Here is a 20,379-nt window from a genome sequence, read left to right as displayed (position 1 = left end):
GGCCGAGGACTTCACGGGCCTCACGAGACGCGGGTCGCCCCCGCGAAGGGCATCTCGTCGATCGGCGCGACCCGCACCGGCGCGCCCGGCCGGGGCGCGTGGATCATCTGGCCGCCGCCGATGTAGAGCCCGACATGGCTGATTCCCGAGTAGAAGAACACCAGGTCGCCCGGGGCCAGTTCGGAGCGCGAGACCCGCTGCCCCGCGTTGATCTGCGTGTACGTCGTCCGGGGCAGCGCCACCCCGGCCGAGCGCCAGGCGGCCTGCGTCAGCCCCGAGCAGTCGTAGGCCGACGGCCCCGTCGCGCCCCACACGTACGGCTTGCCGAGCTGGGCCCGGGCGAAGGAGATCGCCTGCGCGGCACGGCTGCTGGGCGCCGTGACCGGACCGCGGATCCCCGAGGCCCGGTCGGCCCGGCTCCCCGTCGTACCCGTGGAGGAGCCGTCGGCGTCACTCCGCCCCGCCCCGGACACCGACGCCTCGTACCGCGCCCGCTCCTCGGCGGTCAGCCGGGCCAGCAGGGAGCGCGCCTCGCCGAGCCTGCCCTGCACCGCCGCCTTCTGGCGCCGCAGATCGGCCTCGTGCCCGCGCAGCTGCGTCAGCCGCTCGTCCGACTCGGCCTTCAGCTGCCTGATCCCGGCCAGCTCCCGCCGTACCGAGGTGACGGTCGCCGCCTGCCGCTGACCGGCCTTCTCGGCCAGCGCGGCGCGCTCCAGGTACTGCTCCGGGTCGGAGGTGAGCGCGAGCTGCACGGCGGGGTCGAGGCCCCCGGAGCGGTACTGCGCGGTGGCGACGGAACCGAGCCCGTCGCGCGCCGTGTTGAGCCGGGCGGTCCTCCGCGCGGCCTCGTCCCGCAGTCGGTCGAGGGCGTCCCGTGCCGCGTCCGCCTTCTCCTTCGCGCCGTTGTACCTCTCCGTGGCGACCTCGGCTTCCTGGTACAGCCGGTCGACCTTCGCCTTGACCTGCGCGGGGGTGAGCCGGGGCTCGGCGTGCCCGGAGCCCTCGAAGACGGTCGCCGTCGCCGCGGAGGCGAGGGCGAGCGTGGCGGCGGTCCGTGCCGCCTGGCCACCGAGGGGGGAGTTCCTGGGCTTCCGGTGCGCTGCCACGAGGGCGGGTCACATCCTCTCCCTGAGGGGGTCGTTGCCCACCGGGTCCGGCGATGGACCGCACAGGGGAGACGGCCCACCGCCGGATTCTCGGCGGGGGCGGCCGGCTGCCGCCGGAGGACCGGCGGTGGTGGGGAGCCGGCCACCTGGGGGAGGACGCTAAACCTGCCCGTCACGGGGCGGCGGGGCCTTGACCGCTATTGGCGCCAGTTGTCCCTTCGGGACCGTTCCGCTCCGGCCGCGGCGACGGGTGGGCGCCGTATTCCGGCGCGGGCATGACCGAAGGTCCGGACAAGCTGGACCCGGCCGAACGGGGGTGCTATGCGCCCGGTTAGGCTCCGCCCCATGGACGTACTCATCAATGTCTTCGTCGCCCTGCACATCATCGGAATCGCCTCGCTGCTCGGCGGGTTCCTCACCCAGATGAAGGCGATGGGCGCGGGTACGGCCCGCTTCACGCCTGCCATGCTCCACGGCGCGCTCACCATGCTGGTGACCGGAATCGCCCTGGTCGGCCTCAATCAGGCGGACGACCAGAGCGTCAACAACGTGAAGATCGGCATCAAGATGGCGGTGCTCGTCGTCATCCTCGCCCTCGTGTACGTGAAGCGGGACGAGGAGAGGGTCGACAAGGGCCTCTTCGCCGCCGTCGGCGGCCTGACGATCGCGAACATCTTCATCGCGACCCTCTGGACCTGACGGAGCCGGCCGGGCCCGACGGATCGCCGGGCCCGACGGATCGCCGGGCCCGACGGATCGCCGGGCCTGCGAGATCCGGCTCAGGCCGGGCGGACGCTGCCGTAGATCGGCATGTAGTAGATCGACTCCTCGCGGACGTTCGCGCCCGGCTTCGGCGCGTGGATCATCTTGCCGCCGCCGATGTAGAGACCGACGTGGCTGATGTCGTCGTAGAAGAAGACGAGGTCCCCGGGGAGCAGATCGGCCGTCGCCACCCGGGTGCCCACCTCCACCTGGTCCCAGGTGGTGCGGGGCAGGTCGACGCCCGCGGCGCGCCAGGCGGCCTGGGTGAGCCCCGAGCAGTCGTAGGAGCTGGGGCCGGTCGCGCCCCACACGTACGGCTTGCCGATCTGGGCGCGCGCGAAGGCCAGGGCCTTCTCCGCCTTCGCCGCGTACGTCGAGCCGGTCGATCCACCGGTCGATCCACCGGGCGCCGGCGTGGTGGGCTGCTGCTCCTTCGCCGCCTCCTCCTGCCTGCGCCGCTCGGCCTCCTCCGCCTCGGCCCTGGCCGCGGCCTCCGCCTTGGCCCGCGCCTCCGCCTTGCGCTGCGCCTCCGCCTCCCGCTTGCGCTCCAGCTCCGCGAGCCGCGCCTTCTCCTCGGCCGTCAGCTGGGCCAGCAGCGTCCGCGCCTCGCCCAGCTTGCGCTGGACGGTCTGCTTGGTCGTACGGAGCGTCGCCTGCGACTCGGTCAGGGTCTCCAGGCTCTTCGTCGCCTTCGCACGCTGCTTCGCCGCGGCGACCCGCTTGCTCTCGTACTCCGACACCGCGCTGCGCTCGCGCTCGGTGAGCCGGTCCATGAGATGGGTCTGGTCGAAGTACGACTGCGGGCTGTCCGCGAAGATCAGCGCGGCGGTCGGGCCGACGGCCCCCGCCCGGTACTGCGCCGCCGCGTACGAGCCGAGTGCCCGCCGTGACTCGTTGATCTCGTCCGTCCGCTTGGCCACGTCGTCCAGGAGCCCGTCGACCTTGCGACGCTGCTGGTCGGTGGCCTCCTTGGCGCGGTTGTACTCCTGCGTCGCCGTGCCGGCCTGCCGGTAGAGGTCGTCGACCTTCTTCTGGATCTCCTCCACCGTCGGCTTGGCCGGGGCGGCGGGCGAGGCCTGGGCACTCTGCGTGGTCAGCAGCGTGACCCCGGCGAGTGCCGCCGTCGTGACCCCGACGGCGGGGGAGTGCGACCGGGTGGTGCGCGGCTTGCGATGGGACGCCAAGACCGGCATCTCCTTCCGTGGCCGCCGAGGGGAACGACCGGCGTCAACTGCCGTGGGGCAGGGCCGGCTTCGGCGTGAGCGGCCCGCTCGGCGCGTTTCGCCGTCGGAGCGGACGGGCTGCCTGGGCGAGCACGCTAGCCAACCGGTGAGGGTGCTGTGAAGGCCGATGTTCGATATGCCCGATACTTTTCCGTGACCTTATGTGGATCGTCACCTTCCGTAATCTTCCCCTCACTTCGGGAGGTGGGGGCGGGCTGTCGGTGCGGCGGCCTAGACTCGTGAGTGCGATGAGCAGCCTCTTTGACGACAGCTTCCTGGCGAGCCTCCAGAACCACTCCTCGGAGGAGCCTCCGCCCCCGCCCGAGGACGACGAGCACCACGCGCACGGCGCACCGGCCGCGGAGGAGGTCCCGCACGACCTCTTCGGGGGGCGCTTCGACGCGCCGCCGACCCGAGACGCGTACTACCGCGACGGAGCCGCGCGCCCCGTCGTGGACGCCGCCGCGCTCCTGGACGGGCTGAACGAACAGCAGCGCGCCGCTGTGGTCCACACCGACACCCCGCTGCTCATCGTCGCGGGCGCCGGCTCCGGCAAGACCCGGGTGCTCACCCACCGCATCGCCCACCTGCTGGCCACCCGGCACGTGCACCCTGGCCAGATACTGGCGATCACCTTCACCAACAAGGCCGCCGGCGAGATGAAGGAGCGCGTCGAGCACCTCGTCGGCCCGCGCGCCAACGCCATGTGGGTCATGACGTTCCACAGCGCCTGCGTCCGCATCCTGCGCCGGGAGAGCAAGAAGCTCGGCTTCACGTCCTCCTTCTCGATCTACGACGCCGCCGACTCCAAGCGCCTGATGTCGCTGGTCTGCCGCGACCTGGACCTCGACCCGAAGAAGTTCCCGCCGAAGTCCTTCAGCGCCAAGATCTCGAACCTGAAGAACGAGCTGATCGACGAGGAGACCTTCGCCGACCAGGCCGCCGACGGCTTCGAGAAGACGCTCGCCGAGGCGTACCGGATGTACCAGGCACGGCTGCGCGAGGCCAACGCCCTGGACTTCGACGACATCATCATGACGACGGTCCACCTGCTCCAGGCGTTCCCGGACGTCGCCGAGCACTACCGCCGCCGCTTCCGCCACGTCCTGGTCGACGAGTACCAGGACACCAACCACGCCCAGTACACCCTCGTACGGGAGCTGGTCGGCACCGGCTACGAGGACCTGGACCCGGCCGAGCTGTGCGTCGTCGGTGACGCGGACCAGTCGATCTACGCCTTCCGCGGCGCGACCATCCGCAACATCCTCCAGTTCGAGGAGGACTACCCGAACGCGACGACGATCCTGCTGGAGCAGAACTACCGCTCCACCCAGACGATCCTCTCCGCCGCCAACGCCGTCATCGAGCGCAACGAGTCCCGCCGTCCCAAGAACCTCTGGACCAACGCGGGTGCGGGCGCGCAGATCACCGGCTACGTCGCCGACACCGAGCACGACGAGGCGCAGTTCGTCGCCGACGAGATCGACCGGCTCACGGACGCGGGCGACGCGAAGGCCGGAGACGTCGCCGTCTTCTACCGGACCAACGCCCAGTCCCGTGTCTTCGAAGAGATCTTCATCCGCGTCGGCCTGCCCTACAAGGTCGTCGGCGGCGTGCGCTTCTACGAGCGCAAGGAGGTCCGCGACGTCCTCGCCTACCTGCGCGTCCTCGCCAACCCCGAGGACAACGTGCCGCTGCGCCGCATTCTGAACGTGCCCAAGCGCGGCATCGGCGAGCGCGCCGAGGCGATGATCGACGCCCTCTCCCTCCGGGAGAAGATCACCTTCCCGCAGGCGCTGAAGCGGGTGGACGAGGCGTACGGCATGGCGGCGCGGTCCGCGAACGCGGTCAAGCGCTTCAACGCCCTCATGGAGGAGCTCCGTACGGTCGTCGACTCCGGCGCCGGCCCGGCCGTCGTCCTGGAAGCCGTCCTGGAGCGGACCGGGTACCTCGCCGAACTGCAGGCCTCCACCGACCCGCAGGACGAGACCCGTATCGAGAACCTCCAGGAACTGGCAGCCGTGGCGCTGGAGTTCGAGCAGGAGCGCGGCGAGGAGGAGACCGGCACCCTGGCCGAGTTCCTGGAGAAGGTCGCGCTCGTCGCCGACTCCGACCAGATCCCAGACGAGGACGAAGAGGGGTCGGGCGTCATCACGCTGATGACGCTGCACACCGCCAAGGGCCTCGAATTCCCGGTGGTGTTCCTGACCGGCATGGAGGACGGCGTCTTCCCGCACATGCGCGCGCTCGGCCAGGCCAAGGAGCTGGAGGAGGAACGGCGGCTGGCGTACGTGGGCATCACCCGTGCCCGCGAGCGGCTGTATCTGACGCGCTCCTCGATGCGCAGCGCCTGGGGCCAGCCCTCGTACAACCCGGCCTCGCGCTTCCTGGAGGAGATCCCGGCGTCGTATCTGGAGTGGAAGCGGACCGGTCCCATGGTCAAGCCCGCCGGGCCGACCTCGGGGATCACCTCCTCGCTCTCCTCCTCCCGCGCGCGCTCCGGCCCCTCGGGCTTCGCGACCCGGCGGACCAGCGACAAGCCGGTGATCACGCTCCAGGTCGGCGACCGGGTCACGCACGACCAGTTCGGCCTCGGCACGGTCATGCAGGTGACGGGTGCGGGCGCCGACGCGCAGGCGACGATCGACTTCGGTGACGAGAAGCCCAAGCGGCTGCTGCTGCGGTACGCGCCGGTGGAGAAGCTGTAGGACGGCACATGGGAGAGGGCCCCGGCTGCGGCCGGGGCCCTCTCCCATGGTTCTGCGGATGTGTCAGCCGGTCGGGTTGAGACCGTGGCTGCGCAGCCACGCCTCGGGGTCGATCGCGGCACCGCCGCCCGGACGGACCTCGAAGTGGAGGTGCGGGCCGGTGGAGTTGCCCGAGTTGCCCGAGTACGCGATGACGTCGCCGGCCTTGACCTTGCCCGAGCGGATCTTGGTGCTGCTCAGGTGGCAGTACCAGGTCTCGGTGCCGTCCGGGGCGGTCACGATCGCCATGTTGCCGTAGGCGCTGTTCCACTGGGTGCGGACCGTGCCGTCGGTCGCGGCCATCACCTTCGTGCCGTACTGGACGGGGAAGTCGATGCCGGTGTGCACGGACATCCAGTTGACGCCCGCCTGGCCGTAGCTCGCGCTGAGCTGGTGCAGCTTCACCGGGAGCGTGAACTTGGGACGCATCGCCTCCTTGCGGGCGGCCTCCTCCTCGCGCTTCTTCTTCTCCGCATCCTGGCGCGCCTTGAGGTCGATGCGCTCCTGGGTGCGGCTGGCGCGGTCGCCGAAGTCGCGGGCGTCGGCGCTGAGCGCCGCGAGCTGGGTGTCCAGCTTGTTGTTGGCGGCGACCGGCTTGACCGAGGCGGGGTCGGCGGCGGCGAGCGCCGTCGTGTCGTCCTTGTCCGCACCGGCGTCCGCGAGCCCGCCGACGGAGGCGGCGGCGATCCCGGCGACGCCCATCACACAGGCGGAGGGGACCGCGACGGTCAGGAGCGCGGAGCGCTTGGCGGGCGTACGGCGCCGTCCCCGGCTGCCACCGGAGGAGCGGCGCACGGGGCGGCCGACGGTGGCGGCGGCGGTGGGGGCGGGTTCCGGGGCGGCCGGAGACTCCTCGGGGAACTCGGCGGCCGGTTCCTCGGACTCCGCGGCGGCGTCGTAGTCGTACGCGTAGGTGTAGTCGCCTTCGTGCGACTCCTCGTACGACGCCTCCTCATGGGGCTGGTCGTACGGCTCTTCGTACGCCTGCTGGTATGTGTCCTCGTGGGGCGCTTCGTACGGCGCCTCGTAGGCGTCCGGCTGCTCGGTTTGCGCCTCGGGCGCGGGGACGAACTCGTACTCGGGCGTGTACTGCTGGGGGACGACGGGGTCCGCGACGAGGACGTCCTGCTGTGCCGTGGCGTAGTTCCAGGCCGTGGCGTCGTACGTACCCGTCTCGAAGGCGGGGGTCGTCCACTGGCCGGTGGTGTCGTACGAGGCGAAGTGCGCGGTCTCGTACTGACCCGTCTGCTGGGCCTCGGTCCAGGCGGAGGCATCCCATTGACCGGTGGTGTCGTACTGCCCGGTGGTGTCGTACTGCCCGGTGGTGTCGTACTGCCCGGTGGTGTCGTACTGCCCGGACATGTCGTACTGGCCCGTCGTGGCGTACTGCCCGGTGGTGTCGTACTGACCGGTGGTTCCGTACGCGCCGGACTCCCACTGGTGGCTGCCGCTCCACTGCGTGGTGTCGTACTGGCCGCTGTGACCGGCGTCGTAACCGCCCGGGAGGGCGCCGAAGAGCGGGTCCGTGGCGAAGCCGCCGGTGCTGTGGGCGTCGTCTCCGACGTACCCGGCGTGGGGGTGCTGGTCGTTCACCAACTTCTCTCTCGCCTCGGCGGCAGGACCAGTCCGGGGCGGGCCCGTCGAGGGGTGTCCCGGGGTTAAGCAGTGGCGCGACTGTACCCGGCGGTATACGTGACCGACAATCTTCCGAGGGTTTTGGTTCCACAGGAAACGGGCAATCGGCCGTGTTTCGGCGGCCTCGGGGAAGAGCTTTGGCTTGTGTTCGAGGAACGTTCGAAGAACAGATGCCTTCTGGCGGGTCGTCAGACCCTCTGGAGCCCTCCCGGCTCAGGCGACGGACGCGGCTCCCGGTTCGGCCTCCGGTGTGGCGCCCGGCTCGTCGACGTCCAGCGCCTCGCAGATCCCCGCCGTGACGGTCGGATGCACCGGCAGGGCGAGATGGCCGATGCCGCTGACCTGAACGTTGTGCACCCGCAGATCGGGGTGGTCGAGGCGGGCCGTCTCCACCGGCACCATCACCTGGTCCAGGTCGCTCCAGAAGCTGACGCAGCGCGTCCGGCAGCCCGGCGCGGGCTCGGCGAGCTCCTGCAGTACCTCGGAGCCGGGGCGCATCTGGCGGATCAGGGGATGGGCTCCGACCCAGGCGACGGCGGTGGTGCCGGCGTGCGGGGTCCCGAGCATGACCAACGTCCGCACCCGCGCGTCGCCGCCCAGGCGCTGTACGTAATAACGGGCGATCAGGCCGCCCAGGCTGTGCCCGACGACGTCCACCTCGGTCCGGCCCGTGCGGGCGCAGACCTCTTCGACGTGGCGGCCGAGCAGCTCGGCGGCGGCGCGCAGGTCGCAGGTGAGCGGTGAGTAGTTGAACGACTCGACGGGGTGATGGCCGTGCCGGGCCAGGGCGCGGCGCAGCAGGACGAAGACGCTGCGGTTGTCCACGAAACCGTGGAGGAGGACGACGGGGCGACCCTTCCCGGTCCCGGTCCCCGGCGCGGCGTCGGGATCGGCGGCGGCATCGGGGCGCTCGGAGGCGATGCCTGAGGGGTAGAGGAGCAGATGGCCGGTGAGGATCGCCAGCTCGAGGGCGTTGGCCTTCAGTGCTGTGGTGACCTTGGTGAGCCTGGTGAGCTCCATCGGCTACCTCCGAGCGGCACGCGGGCGCCGAACGGTAGTCCGGTGAGCCGTACGTCCGGGCCGCCGGCTGACGGCCCGGACGTACGGCTACCCCGTTGCGGCTCCCTGGCGCACGACCCTTGCGGCTGGTGGGCCCAGGAGGAGGGCCCGGGGGTCCGGCGCAGGCGAACAATGTCCCACCGTGTGATTTCCCCCTCGCTGCCCACCGCGAAACAGCGGCGTGCGGGATGCTGGCGATAACGTTCGTTCACCTCCCCGGGCAATGAAGCGCGGGGGTCGCATGTGGAGGCAGTGATGGGTGTGACCGGTCCGATCCGCGTGGTGGTGGCCAAGCCGGGTCTCGACGGCCACGATCGCGGGGCCAAGGTGATCGCGCGGGCACTGCGCGACGCCGGCATGGAGGTCATCTACACGGGACTGCACCAGACGCCGGAGCAGATCGTGGACACGGCGATCCAGGAGGACGCCGACGCGATCGGCCTGTCGATCCTCTCGGGTGCGCACAACACGCTGTTCGTGAAGGTCCTGGAGCTTCTGAAGGAGCGCGACGCGGAGGACATCAAGGTCTTCGGCGGCGGCATCATCCCCGAGGCCGACATCGCGCCGCTGAAGGACAAGGGCGTGGCGGAGATCTTCACCCCCGGTGCGACGACGACGTCCATCGTGGAGTGGGTCAACGCGAACGTCCGCGTCGCCGCGTAAGCCCTGCGGGGCGGGCCGGGCCGGCGCGGGCGACCCCGGCGCGGGCCGCTGCCGCGCGCCCTCGTGCCCGACCGCCGTGCCTGACGTCGCCTGACTGCCGGGCCGCTTCCGGACGGGGTGGCACGCGGCCGGAACCGTGGCGGGCTTTCACCCGAACGGCTCAATCCGGCGCCCCGCGGGGCCACCGGCCGCACTGCCTCGCGGTTACCCCGGTGGGGTTGCCGGATCCGTCGGGTCCGTGAGTTCCGTCTGCATCTGCGCGCGCAGGCGGAGCGTCGACACCAGGCGCTGGAACGCCTCCGACCAGTACCCCCCGGCTCCCGGGGACGCGTCCTCCGGGTCCGTCGTCAGGGCGGTCAGTGACTCCAGCTGGCCCGCCGCGTCGGGCGAGAGGCAGCGTTCGGCGAGGCCCATCACTCCGCTGAAGCTCCAGGGGTAGCTGCCCGCGTCCCGCGCGATGTCCAGGGCGTCGATCACCGCCCCGCCCAGCGGCCCGGACCAGGGCACCGTGCAGACCCCGAGGAGCTGGAAGGCCTCCGACAGGCCGTGGGCCGCTATGAACGAGGCGACCCAGCGGGCCCGCTCCTCGTGGGGGAGTATCGAGAGTAGCTTCGCCCGCTCCGCCAGGGACGACGTGCCCGGGCCGGTCGCCGGAGGGGCGGACGGGGCGCCGAGCAGCGCCCGCGACCAGTCGGCGTCCCGCTGGCGGACGGCGGCACGGCACCACGCGGCGTGCAGCTCCCCCTCCCAGTCGTCGGTGACCGGCAGCGCGACGATCTCCTCGGGGGTGCGTCCCGCGAACCGCTCCGGCCAGCAGGACAGCGGCGCCGACTCGACGATCCGGCCCAGCCACCAGGACCGCTCGCCCCGTCCCGTCGGCGGGACGGCGACGACTCCGTCCCGCTGCATACCGGCGTCGCACTCGTGGGGCGCCTCGACGGCGATTCTCGCGGGCCCTTCCGTACGGTCCAGGGAGACGCAGGACGACGCGCGGCCCGCCATGCGGTCGGCGAGGGCCGACGCGGGCAGGGCGGAGAGCAGCTCGGCGGCGGTGGACCGCACGTTACGGCTGCGGTCGGACAGAGCCTCCTCCAGGAACTCCTCGTCCGCGCCGGAGAGTCCGGCCCGCAGCGAGTCCAGGAACATCAGCCGGTCCTCGGCCCGCTCCGCCGTCCAGGTGGAGCGCAGCAGCGCCAGACCGGCCGCGGGATCCTCGGCACGTACGGAGGCGAGCAGCGCGACCCGCTCGGCGAACAGGCCCTCCTCCCAGAGCGCCTCGACCGCCTCGCGGTCCCGGGCGCCGGGGAGCGCGGCGCTGCCTCCCGCCCCGCGCAGCGCGAACTTCCAGTCCGGGTTGAGCCGGGCCAGCCAGAGCCCGCGCGGCCCGGCCAGCGTCAGCGCCTGCGGCCGCAGGTCCGTACGGGCGCGGGCGGCGTCGAGGAGCGCGGGCAGGGCGGACGCGGGTGCCTTGTAACCGTGTTCGTTGGCTGTGGCGAGCCACTGGGGAAGCAGCTCGGCGAGGTCGGGCGCGGCCCCGCGCCGACCGCCGGACGGGGCAGGGGCGGCGCGGCCGGCGAGCAGCTGGCCGAGTCGGTGGCGGGCGGCCTCGGGCAGAGGGCGGCGGTGGTCCTCCGGCGCGGGCTCGGGCGCCGGGGCGGCGGGACCGGGGCGCAGGCCCGCCCTGCGCCGTACGGTGTGGCGCGCGGCGGCGTCGAGCAGGGCGACGGGAGCGCCGCCTGCGGCCGTCGCGGGGAGCGCCGGCGGCCGGCGGTCCGTGCCGAGCAGCGCCGAGGTGACGAGTTCTTCCCAGGCGTCCATGAAGGCCTCCAGGCTGTCGTCGGGCATACGGAGTCGGGCATACGGGGTCGGGCGTACGGGGTCGGTTCGTGGACGTCGCACGGAGTCGGGTTCGTGGACGTCGCACGGAGTCGGGCGGGCGGAGTCAGTGGAGCGGGACCGTCTCGCCGGGAGCGTCCGCCGACCAGGCGGCGAGCGGAGTGAACCCGCGGTGTCCGCACTCGCCGAAGACGGTCACCGGCCCGCCCCCGGAGAGCGCGGCCAGGCGCCACAGGCCCGGCCGGCCGAGCGCGGGGCCGCTGATGGGCAGCGCCGCGCCGCCGTCCGTGGACGGGGCCGCGTCGGCGAGCTGCCAGCCGTGGTCCGTCGGTATCGGTACGACGTCGGAGAGCGTCACCGGCCAGGAGTCCAGCCAGGGGTCCTCGCGCAGGGCGCGGCCGTACACCGCGAGCGCGTCGCCGACGGTGCCGCCGCGGGGTGGGGCGTCGAGCGGGGCCGGGGCGGCGAACCGCTCTCCCAGCTCCGCCCTGAGCGCCCCGGCGCCCGCGTGCGGGACGATCGCGGCGTCGATCACCACGCCCACGGGCAGAGCCAGTTGGGGCGCGCGTCCGACCGCTCCGAAGGAGAGCAGCAGAGCCGTGCGCCCGGTGTCGCGGCCGTGCAGCCAGATGCGCCGCGTCGTCAGCTTGCCGTCACCGGTGTCGTACTGGGCGAGGACGAGCCAGCGGTCCCGCACCGAGGGGCCCTCGGCGGGGGCCGTGAGGCCCACCCGGGTCCGCACCGTCGCCGCGAGCGGATCGGGGAGCCGGTCCACCGAGAGCCAGGCCCGGTCGAGGAGATGGGTCAGGGCGCACTCCTCCAGGAGCCGGACCGGCCAGCCCTGGCCCGAGCCGGGAATGGCGCCCAACTCCCGGACCCGGCCCGCCAGTCCCGGCGCCTGGGCGTCGACCATGCGGGCCGCCGTCTCCTCCCACAGTCCGTATCCCGACTGCTCCGCCGAGGCCAGGCCGCCGCGGAGCAGATCGGCGAGCCGCTGCTCCAACTCCTCGGCGCCCGAGGTGATCCGGGCCGAGCGCCGCTCGGCCCTGCGGCGCGCGGCCTCGGGGTCGGCGGGGGCCGCAGGAGCCGCGCCGTCCGCGCCCTTCGCGCGGACGGCCGCGCGCTCGCGTCTGCCCTCCAGCCAGCCGGAGGCCCAGTCGGGCACGCCGGCGGCCGTGACGGCCGCCGTGTCCGACGCCCAGAGCAGGAGCAGCCCCAGCGCGTGCTTGCACGGGAACTTCCGGCTGGGGCAACTGCACGTGTACGCCGGTCCCGTGGTGTCGACGACCGTCCGGTACGGCTTGCTGCCGCTGCCCTTGCACAGCCCCCACACGGCCCCGTCGCCGCTGCCCGTTCCCGACCAGGGTCCGGCCGTGCCGAGCTTGCTTCCCGCTCTGCGCGAGGCGTCGTCAGGAGCCAGTGCCAGCACCTGATCCGCCGTCCAGCGCACCCCCTGTGTGTTCATGTCCCCGACGGTAGGGGGCCCCACTGACAATGGACTTGACCTGCTCGTTCGAACACGGAGAGGGCCGCGCCGGGTATTTGACTTTGCCTTATCTTTACGATTGTCTGCCCCCGACCCGCCACACGACTCGTACACAGGGGGACCCCTCATGAAGCGCACCATCCGCACCGCCGTCTCGGCGCTCGCCGTCACCGGTCTCGCCTTCGGCCTCGGCGCCTGCTCGGCCGCGGACAAGGCCGCGGACCAGGTCGACAAGGCCGTGAACGAGACCTTCGAGGTCACCTACGAGGTCTCCGGCAAGGGCATCGAGTCGATCGAGTACCACGGCGGCAGCGGCACGGCCATGGAGCCGAAGCTCGAGAAGGAGACGAAGCCGGCCACGCCGTGGAAGAAGACGGTGACGCTGAAGGGGATCATGCCGCCGGCCGTCATGCCGATCGCGCTCGACCCGTCCGACCTCACCTGCAAGGTCATCCACGAGGGCAAGGTCATCAAGGAGGCGAAGGGCCCGGAGGCGATGGCCGGAGGCTGCGTCGCGGTCTCCCCGATCGCCGGCTGATCCCGCGGGCACAGCCGGTTTCGGCCCCTCCGGCCGGCGGCCGGGGCCGACTGTCAGTGCCATGGTGCACGGTGGATCCCACATCAGGTCGACGATCTGGAGGGGGATCCATGACCGTGTCCGAAACCATCGCGAGCGCCGTGCCCGGTGCCGGAACCGACACCGGGGCGGGCGCCGTTCCGGCCGTCCCGGACCTCGGCTCCGAGGTCCTGCGGCCGCACGCCGAACAGGCCTTCGCGGACGAGCTCAAGGCGCTTGCCGCGGCCGACGACCGGCCGCGGCCCGCCCGTTGGCAGCTCTCGCCGTGGGCCGTCGCCACCTATCTCCTCGGCGGGACGCTCCCGGACGGAACGGTGATCACACCGAAGTACGTCGGACCGCGCCGCATCGTCGAGGTCGCCGTCACCACACTCGCCACCGACCGGGCGCTGCTGCTGCTCGGCGTGCCCGGCACCGCCAAGACCTGGGTCTCCGAGCACCTCGCGGCCGCCGTCAGCGGTGACTCGACGCTGCTGGTCCAGGGCACCGCCGGGACGCCCGAGGAGGCGATCCGGTACGGCTGGAACTACGCCAAACTGCTTGCCCACGGCCCCAGTCGGGACGCGCTCGTGCCCAGTCCCGTCATGCGCGCCATGTCCGAAGGGCTGACCGCCCGCGTCGAGGAGCTCACCCGCATCCCCGCCGACGTGCAGGACACGCTCATCACGATCCTGTCGGAGAAGACCCTGCCCGTGCCGGAGCTGGGCCAGGAGGTCCAGGCGGTACGGGGCTTCAACCTCATCGCCACAGCCAACGACCGGGACCGCGGGGTCAACGACCTCTCCAGCGCGCTGCGCCGCCGCTTCAACACCGTGGTGCTGCCGCTGCCCGCCACGCCGGACGCCGAGGTCGACATCGTCGCGCGCCGCGTCGACCAGCTCGGCCGCTCGCTCGATCTGCCGGCCGTGCCCGAGGGGGTCGAGGAGATCCGGCGGGTCGTCACCGTCTTCCGCGAGCTGCGCGACGGTGTCACGACGGACGGCCGCACCAAGCTCAAGTCCCCCTCGGGGACGCTGTCCACGGCCGAGGCCATCTCCGTCGTGACCGGCGGCCTCGCGCTCTCCGCCCATTTCGGCGACGGAGTGCTGCGCCCGGCCGACGTCGCCGCGGGCATCCTCGGCGCCGTCGTCCGCGACCCGGCCGCGGACCGCGTCATCTGGCAGGAGTACCTGGAGACGGTCGTCCGGGAGAGAGACGGCTGGAAGGACTTCTACCGCGCCTGCCGCGAGGTGAGCGCATGACAGCGCCTCGGACGGCGGAGGCACCCCCGCCGATCACGGCCTCTCAGGCCCCCGGCGAGGCGGGGACGCCGGGGCGTTCGCGAGGGGCGGCCGGCCCTGAGGGCGGGGCCGGGACGCTGTTCCTCGGGGTGCGGCATCACGGGCCCGGGTCGGCTCGGGCCGTCCGGGGGGCGTTGGAGGCGCGGCGGCCGGCGGTCGTGCTGATCGAGGGACCGCCGGAGGCCGACGCCCTCCTCGCGCTCGCCGGTGACGACGGGATGCGGCCGCCGGTCGCCCTGCTCGCCCACGCCGTGGACGACCCCGGCCGGGCCGCGTTCTGGCCCTTCGCGGAGTTCTCGCCCGAGTGGGTGGCGATCCGCTGGGCCCTCGGCCACGGCGCCGCCGTCCGCTTCATTGACCTCCCCGCCGCCCACACCCTCGCCGCCGCCGCCGACCCCACCTGGGGCGACGGCGAGGAGGACGAGGCCGACCAGGGGCTGCGGATCGACCCCATCGCCGAGCTCGCGCGCGCCGCCGGGTACGACGACCCCGAGCGCTGGTGGGAGGACGTGGTCGAACTGCGCGGCGCCGCCGACCCCGTCGCCCCCTTCGGGGCGCTCGCCGACGCCATGGGCGCCCTGCGCGAGACGTACGGCCACGGCGGCCACGCCCGCGACCTGATCCGCGAGGCGTACATGCGGATCCAGCTCCGGGCCGCCCGCAAGGAGTTCGGGGACGACGCCGTGGCGGTCGTCTGCGGCGCCTGGCACGTGCCCGCGCTGCTGGGCAGGACGACCGCGACCGCCGACCGCGCCCTGCTCAAGGGGCTGCCCAAGGTGAGGACCGAGATGACCTGGGTGCCCTGGACCCACCGCCGCCTCGCCCGCCGCTCCGGATACGGGGCGGGCATCGACGCCCCCGGCTGGTACGGACACCTCTTCGCCGCCCCCGACCGTCCGGTCGAGCGCTGGATGACCAAGGTCGCCGGCCTCCTCAGGGCGGAGGACACGATGGTCTCCTCCGCCCATGTCATCGAGGCCGTGCGTCTCGCCGAGACCCTCGCGGCGATGCGCGGCAGGCCGCTCGCAGGGCTCGGCGAGACCACCGACGCCGTGCGGGCCGTGATGTGCGACGGCTCCGACCTGCGGCTCGACCTCGTGCGGGACCGCCTCGTCGTCGGAGACGTCCTCGGCGAGGTCCCGGCCGCCGCCCCCGCCGTGCCGCTCCAGCGCGACCTCACCCGGCTCCAGCGCAGCCTGCGCCTCAGGCCCGAGGCGCAGGAGCGGGAGCTGGAGCTCGATCTGCGCAAGGAGAACGACGCGGCACGCAGCCGCATGCTGCACCGGCTCACCCTGCTCTCCGTCGGCTGGGGCACACCCGTGGCCGGACGCGGCAGCACCGGCACCTTCCGGGAGAGCTGGCGGCTGCTCTGGGAGCCCGAGCTGCACGTCCGTGTCGCCGAGGCCGGCGTCTGGGGCACCACCGTCGAATCCGCCGCCACCGCCAAGGCCGAGGCCCGCGCCCTGGAGGCGACGACCCTCGCCGACGTCACCGCGCTCGCCGAGCAGTGCCTGCTCGGCGGACTCGGCGCCGCCCTGCCCGTCGTCATGACGGCCCTCGCCGACCGCGCCGCGCTCGACACCGACGTCGCCCACCTCGCGCAGGCCCTTCCCGCGCTCGCCCGCTCCCTGCGCTACGGAGACGTACGCGCCACCGACACCGCCGCGCTCGGCGAGGTCGCCGCCGGGCTCGCCGAACGGATCTGCGTCGGCCTGCCGCCCGCCTGCACAGGGCTCGACACCGACGCCGCCGTCGAGATGCGCGGCCATCTCGACGGCGTCCACGGCGCGCTCCAGCTGCTCCCCGACCACGCGGAGCTGACCGGCAGATGGGCCGGCGTCCTGCGCGGGCTCGCCGACCGCGACAGCGTGCCGGGCACCATCCGGGGCCGGGCCGCCCGGCTGCTCCTCGACGAGGGCGGCCTCGACGAGGACGAGGCCGCGCGGCTCATGGGCCTCGCCCTCTCGCCCGGCACCCCGCCCGCCGACGCCGCCGCCTGGATCGAGGGGTTCGTCGGCGGCGCGTCCGGCGGAGGCATGCTCCTCGTCCATGACGAACGGCTGCTCGCACTGGTCGACACCTGGCTGACGGGCGTCACGGCGGACGCCTTCACCGACGTCCTGCCGCTGCTGCGCCGCACGTTCTCGGCGTACGAAACCGGCGTGCGCCGCACCCTGGGCGAGCTGGTGGCCCGCGGCCCGTCCGCCGCATCCGGCCGTACCGAGACCGGCCTGCCCGGCTTCGGCGCCGGCCTCGACGACGAGCGGGCCGACGGAGTCCTGCCGGTGCTCGCGCTGATCCTGGGAGACATCGACATGGCGGGGGCGGACCGATGACCGGAACGACCGGAGGAACGGGGCACGACGAGCGGCTGCGCCGCTGGCGCATGGTCCTCGGCGGCGGCGAGGCGGACGGCACCGGCCGCTCCCTCACCGGCACGGACGCCGCCATGGACGGCGCCCTGACCGCGCTCTACGGAGGAGGGACGAAGAAGACCGGGGCGAACGGCACCGGGCGCGACCGGTCCGCCGGACTCGGCGCTTCCGCACCCTCCGTCGCCCGCTGGCTCGGCGACATCCGGACGTACTTCCCCAGCTCCGTCGTCCAGGTCATGCAGCGCGACGCCATCGACCGCCTCGGGCTCTCCACCCTCCTCCTGGAGCCCGAGATGCTGGAGGCCGTCGAGGCGGACGTCCACCTCGTCGGCACGCTGCTCTCCCTGAACAAGGTCATGCCCGAGACGACCAAGGAGACGGCCCGGGCGGTCGTACGGAAGGTCGTCGACGACCTGGAGAAGCGGCTCGCCACCCGGACCCGGGCCACTCTCACCGGTGCGCTCGACCGCTCGGCCCGGATCAGCCGCCCCCGGCACCGGGACATCGACTGGAACCGCACGATCCGCGCCAACCTCAAGAACTATCTGCCCGAGTACCGCACGGTCGTCCCCGAGCGGCTCGTCGGCTACGGCCGGGCGGCGCAGTCGGTCAAGAAGGACGTCGTCCTCTGCATCGACCAGTCCGGCTCGATGGCGGCCTCCGTCGTCTACGCCTCCGTGTTCGGCGCCGTCCTCGCCTCCATGCGGTCGATCGCGACCCGGCTCGTCGTCTTCGACACGGCGGTCGTCGACCTCACCGACCAGCTCGACGACCCCGTCGACGTGCTCTTCGGCACCCAGCTCGGCGGCGGCACCGACATCAACCGGGCCCTCGCCTACTGCCAGTCCCAGATCACCCGGCCGGCCGACACCGTCGTCGTCCTCATCAGCGACCTCTACGAAGGGGGCATCCGCGACGAGATGCTGAAGCGGGTCGCGGCCATGAAGGCGTCCGGCGTGCAGTTCGTCGCCCTCCTCGCGCTCTCCGACGAGGGAGCTCCCGCCTACGACCGCGAGCACGCGGCCGCGCTCGCCGCGCTCGGCGCCCCCGCCTTCGCCTGCACCCCGGATCTCTTCCCCGAGGTGATGGCGGCGGCGATCGAGAAGCGTCCGCTGCCCGTGCCGGACACGGCGGGGACGCTGCGGAATCCGTAGCCGATCCACCACCCGACCGGGCGCGCCCGGGCACACTGAGGCCCATATCACATCGGGGCCCTCGGGGCCCTCACCTCGCTTCCGGGCGCGTCGTGAGGGCCCTACACCCCTGTTCCCACCTGTGCCAGGGGCCCCCAGGTCACCGCCGGGTACCCCTACGGACCGCCCCGGAGTCCCTACGATCTGTGACCCGTATCACCGCTCCGGTGTGAGCTGCGATTTAGGGACCCACGGCCTGCGGGGATAACCTGCGAGACGGACATGCCGCGTCCACGGACACCGTGTACGCCTCCCTTGTGACAGCGCAGTCACGTTGCCCTTCGCGGCACGCCCACGCAGACAACGAACCGCGATCATCAGAAAAGGGACGGACGCGCGTGGACCTGTTCGAGTACCAGGCGAGGGACCTCTTCGCCAAGCACGGTGTACCGGTGCTGGCCGGTGAAGTCATCGACACGCCTGAGGCGGCGCGCGAGGCCACCGAGCGTCTTGGCGGCAAGTCGGTCGTCAAGGCGCAGGTGAAGGTCGGCGGCCGCGGCAAGGCCGGCGGCGTGAAGCTGGCCGCCAACCCCGACGAGGCCGTCGCCCGCGCGACGGACATCCTCGGGATGGACATCAAGGGCCACACGGTCCACAAGGTGATGATCGCCGAGCTGTCCCCGGAGATCGAGGCGGAGTACTACGTCTCGTACCTCCTCGACCGCACCAACCGCACCTTCCTCGCGATGGCGTCGGTGCAGGGCGGCATGGACATCGAGGAGGTCGCGGAGAAGACCCCCGAGGCCCTCGCGAAGGTTCCGGTCAACGCCGTCGACGGCGTCGACATCGAGAAGGCCCGCGAGATCGTGGCCCAGGCGCAGTTCCCGGCCGACGTGGCCGAGGGCGTCGCCGAGGCGATGGTGACCCTGTGGAAGACCTTCGTCGCCGAGGACGCGCTCCTCGTCGAGGTCAACCCGCTGGTGAAGACCAAGGACGGCCGCATCCTGGCCCTGGACGGCAAGGTGTCCCTGGACGCCAACGCCGACTTCCGTCAGCCCGGGCACGAGGCGCTCGAGGACAAGGACGCAGCCAACCCGCTCGAGGCTGCGGCCAAGGCCAAGGGCCTCAACTACGTCAAGCTGGACGGCGAGGTCGGCATCATCGGCAACGGCGCCGGCCTGGTCATGTCGACCCTGGACGTCGTCGCGTACGCCGGTGAGAACCACGGCGGCGTGAAGCCGGCCAACTTCCTCGACATCGGCGGCGGCGCCTCCGCCGAGGTCATGGCGAACGGCCTGGAGATCATCCTGGGCGACCCGGACGTCAAGTCCGTGTTCGTCAACGTCTTCGGTGGCATCACCGCCTGTGACGAGGTCGCCAACGGCATCGTCCAGGCGCTGGAGCTCCTCGCCTCCAAGGGCGAAGAGGTCACCAAGCCGCTGGTCGTGCGCCTCGACGGCAACAACGCGGAGCTGGGTCGCAAGATCCTGTCGGACGCGAACCACCCGCTCGTGCAGCGTGTGGACACCATGGACGGCGCGGCCGACAAGGCCGCCGAGCTCGCGGCTGCGAAGTAAGGGACGAGGTCAGAACACCATGGCTATCTTCCTGACCAAGGACAGCAAGGTCATCGTCCAGGGCATGACCGGTGCCACGGGCATGAAGCACACCAAGCTCATGCTGGGTGACGGCACCAACATCGTCGGTGGCGTCAACCCGCGCAAGGCCGGTACGTCCGTCGACTTCGACGGCACCGAGGTCCCGGTCTTCGGCTCCGTCGCCGAGGCGATGAAGGAGACCGGCGCCAACGTCTCGGTCCTCTTCGTCCCGCCGGCCTTCGCCAAGGCCGCCGTGGTCGAGGCGATCGACGCCGAGATCCCGCTGGCCGTCGTCATCACCGAGGGCATCGCCGTCCACGACTCCGCCGCCTTCTGGGCGTACGCGCAGTCGAAGGGCAACAAGACCCGCATCATCGGCCCGAACTGCCCCGGTCTCATCACCCCGGGCCAGTCCAACGCCGGCATCATCCCGGGCGACATCACGAAGCCGGGCCGCATCGGCCTGGTCTCGAAGTCCGGCACGCTGACGTACCAGATGATGTACGAGCTCCGTGACATCGGCTTCTCGTCCGCCGTCGGCATCGGTGGCGACCCGGTCATCGGCACCACGCACATCGACGCCCTCGCGGCGTTCGAGGCCGACCCCGACACCGACCTGATCGTCATGATCGGCGAGATCGGCGGCGACGCCGAGGAGCGTGCGGCGGACTTCATCGCGAAGAACGTCACCAAGCCGGTCGTCGGCTACGTCGCGGGCTTCACCGCGCCCGAGGGCAAGACCATGGGCCACGCCGGTGCCATCGTCTCCGGCTCCTCCGGCACCGCCCAGGCGAAGAAGGAGGCCCTCGAGGCCGCCGGCGTCAAGGTCGGCAAGACGCCGACGGAGACCGCCAAGCTGGCGCGCGCGATCCTCGCGGGCTGAAGCAGCGTCTGAACCG

At 72.5% G+C, this 20,379-nt stretch carries 15 protein-coding genes; 9 read left to right on the top strand and 6 right to left on the bottom strand.

Annotated elements, in window-relative coordinates; translation table 11 throughout:
* Positions 1 to 20: 20 nt before the first annotated feature.
* Complete coding sequence (locus ACFVGW_RS25730) at positions 21 to 1,106, bottom strand: NlpC/P60 family protein (protein WP_385853634.1); 1,086 nt, start codon at positions 1,104 to 1,106, stop codon at positions 21 to 23.
* Between the two features lie 345 nt (positions 1,107 to 1,451).
* On the opposite strand from ACFVGW_RS25730, the gene ACFVGW_RS25725 reads away from it, so the two are divergent.
* Positions 1,452 to 1,805 carry a hypothetical protein gene (locus ACFVGW_RS25725; RefSeq protein WP_352192185.1) on the top strand — a complete coding sequence of 118 codons (354 nt, stop codon included), beginning with the start codon at positions 1,452 to 1,454 and terminating at the stop codon, positions 1,803 to 1,805.
* 80 nt (positions 1,806 to 1,885) lie between these two features.
* Here the strand turns inward: ACFVGW_RS25725 and ACFVGW_RS25720 are convergent, their stop codons facing one another.
* On the bottom strand, positions 1,886 to 3,052 hold the full coding sequence (locus tag ACFVGW_RS25720; RefSeq protein ID WP_383223215.1) for an NlpC/P60 family protein: 1,167 nt from the start codon (positions 3,050 to 3,052) through the stop codon (positions 1,886 to 1,888).
* A gap of 287 nt (positions 3,053 to 3,339) precedes the next feature.
* Here ACFVGW_RS25720 and pcrA point away from each other — a divergent pair, with 287 nt between their 5' ends.
* A complete protein-coding gene (gene pcrA, locus ACFVGW_RS25715; RefSeq protein WP_383295535.1) occupies positions 3,340 to 5,799 on the top strand; it encodes a DNA helicase PcrA in 2,460 nt (819 codons plus the stop codon).
* A 63-nt stretch (positions 5,800 to 5,862) separates the two neighbouring features.
* Here the strand turns inward: pcrA and ACFVGW_RS25710 are convergent, their stop codons facing one another.
* Both ACFVGW_RS25710 and ACFVGW_RS25705 read right to left on the bottom strand, forming a co-directional pair.
* Complete coding sequence (locus ACFVGW_RS25710) at positions 5,863 to 7,431, bottom strand: M23 family metallopeptidase (RefSeq protein WP_385853633.1); 1,569 nt, start codon at positions 7,429 to 7,431, stop codon at positions 5,863 to 5,865.
* Between the two features lie 255 nt (positions 7,432 to 7,686).
* A complete protein-coding gene (locus ACFVGW_RS25705) occupies positions 7,687 to 8,493 on the bottom strand; it encodes an esterase/lipase family protein (protein ID WP_385853632.1) in 807 nt (268 codons plus the stop codon).
* 294 nt (positions 8,494 to 8,787) lie between these two features.
* On the opposite strand from ACFVGW_RS25705, the gene ACFVGW_RS25700 reads away from it, so the two are divergent.
* Positions 8,788 to 9,195, top strand: coding sequence for a cobalamin B12-binding domain-containing protein (locus ACFVGW_RS25700; RefSeq protein WP_352192180.1), 408 nt, complete (start codon positions 8,788 to 8,790; stop codon positions 9,193 to 9,195).
* 204 nt (positions 9,196 to 9,399) lie between these two features.
* Here the strand turns inward: ACFVGW_RS25700 and ACFVGW_RS25695 are convergent, their stop codons facing one another.
* Positions 9,400 to 11,040, bottom strand: a complete 1,641-nt coding sequence (locus ACFVGW_RS25695) for a DUF5691 domain-containing protein (RefSeq protein WP_385853631.1) — start codon at positions 11,038 to 11,040, stop codon at positions 9,400 to 9,402.
* A 97-nt stretch (positions 11,041 to 11,137) separates the two neighbouring features.
* The gene (locus ACFVGW_RS25690; protein ID WP_385853630.1) at positions 11,138 to 12,496 is read right to left on the bottom strand and encodes an SWIM zinc finger family protein; all 1,359 of its coding nucleotides are present in this window, start codon (positions 12,494 to 12,496) and stop codon (positions 11,138 to 11,140) included.
* 148 nt (positions 12,497 to 12,644) lie between these two features.
* Between ACFVGW_RS25690 and ACFVGW_RS25685 the strand changes: the two genes are divergently transcribed.
* The 6 genes from ACFVGW_RS25685 (at position 12,645) to sucD (ending at position 20,363) form a co-directional block, all read left to right on the top strand.
* Entirely contained in the window at positions 12,645 to 13,055 is a 411-nt protein-coding gene (locus ACFVGW_RS25685; RefSeq protein WP_352192177.1) for a hypothetical protein, read from the top strand.
* A 110-nt stretch (positions 13,056 to 13,165) separates the two neighbouring features.
* Complete coding sequence (locus ACFVGW_RS25680) at positions 13,166 to 14,335, top strand: AAA family ATPase (RefSeq protein WP_352192176.1); 1,170 nt, start codon at positions 13,166 to 13,168, stop codon at positions 14,333 to 14,335.
* Entirely contained in the window at positions 14,332 to 16,710 is a 2,379-nt protein-coding gene (locus ACFVGW_RS25675; RefSeq protein WP_385853629.1) for a DUF5682 family protein, read from the top strand. The genes ACFVGW_RS25680 and ACFVGW_RS25675 overlap by 4 nt, the downstream gene beginning before the upstream one ends.
* A complete protein-coding gene (locus ACFVGW_RS25670; protein WP_385853628.1) occupies positions 16,707 to 17,903 on the top strand; it encodes a VWA domain-containing protein in 1,197 nt (398 codons plus the stop codon). Before ACFVGW_RS25675 ends, ACFVGW_RS25670 begins: the two co-directional genes overlap by 4 nt.
* A 377-nt stretch (positions 17,904 to 18,280) precedes the next feature.
* Positions 18,281 to 19,459, top strand: a complete 1,179-nt coding sequence (gene sucC / locus ACFVGW_RS25665; protein ID WP_383223234.1) for an ADP-forming succinate--CoA ligase subunit beta — start codon at positions 18,281 to 18,283, stop codon at positions 19,457 to 19,459.
* A 19-nt stretch (positions 19,460 to 19,478) separates the two neighbouring features.
* The gene (sucD, locus tag ACFVGW_RS25660) at positions 19,479 to 20,363 is read left to right on the top strand and encodes a succinate--CoA ligase subunit alpha (protein ID WP_385853627.1); all 885 of its coding nucleotides are present in this window, start codon (positions 19,479 to 19,481) and stop codon (positions 20,361 to 20,363) included.
* The last annotated feature ends 16 nt before the right edge of the window (positions 20,364 to 20,379 follow it).

The organism is Streptomyces sp. NPDC127129 (genome assembly GCF_042671585.1).
GTDB lineage: Bacteria > Actinomycetota > Actinomycetes > Streptomycetales > Streptomycetaceae > Streptomyces.
This window is presented reverse-complemented; position numbering and strand designations above follow the sequence as displayed.

Coding starts and splice junctions, on each gene's coding strand:
- ACFVGW_RS25725 (WP_352192185.1), top strand. CDS start 1,452: ATGGACGTACTCATCAATGTCTTCGTCGCCCTGCACATCATCGGAATC.
- pcrA (WP_383295535.1), top strand. CDS start 3,340: ATGAGCAGCCTCTTTGACGACAGCTTCCTGGCGAGCCTCCAGAACCAC.
- ACFVGW_RS25705 (WP_385853632.1), bottom strand. CDS start 8,493: ATGGAGCTCACCAGGCTCACCAAGGTCACCACAGCACTGAAGGCCAAC.
- ACFVGW_RS25700 (WP_352192180.1), top strand. CDS start 8,788: ATGGGTGTGACCGGTCCGATCCGCGTGGTGGTGGCCAAGCCGGGTCTC.
- ACFVGW_RS25695 (WP_385853631.1), bottom strand. CDS start 11,040: ATGCCCGACGACAGCCTGGAGGCCTTCATGGACGCCTGGGAAGAACTC.
- ACFVGW_RS25690 (WP_385853630.1), bottom strand. CDS start 12,496: ATGAACACACAGGGGGTGCGCTGGACGGCGGATCAGGTGCTGGCACTG.
- ACFVGW_RS25685 (WP_352192177.1), top strand. CDS start 12,645: ATGAAGCGCACCATCCGCACCGCCGTCTCGGCGCTCGCCGTCACCGGT.
- ACFVGW_RS25680 (WP_352192176.1), top strand. CDS start 13,166: ATGACCGTGTCCGAAACCATCGCGAGCGCCGTGCCCGGTGCCGGAACC.
- ACFVGW_RS25675 (WP_385853629.1), top strand. CDS start 14,332: ATGACAGCGCCTCGGACGGCGGAGGCACCCCCGCCGATCACGGCCTCT.
- ACFVGW_RS25670 (WP_385853628.1), top strand. CDS start 16,707: ATGACCGGAACGACCGGAGGAACGGGGCACGACGAGCGGCTGCGCCGC.
- sucD (WP_385853627.1), top strand. CDS start 19,479: ATGGCTATCTTCCTGACCAAGGACAGCAAGGTCATCGTCCAGGGCATG.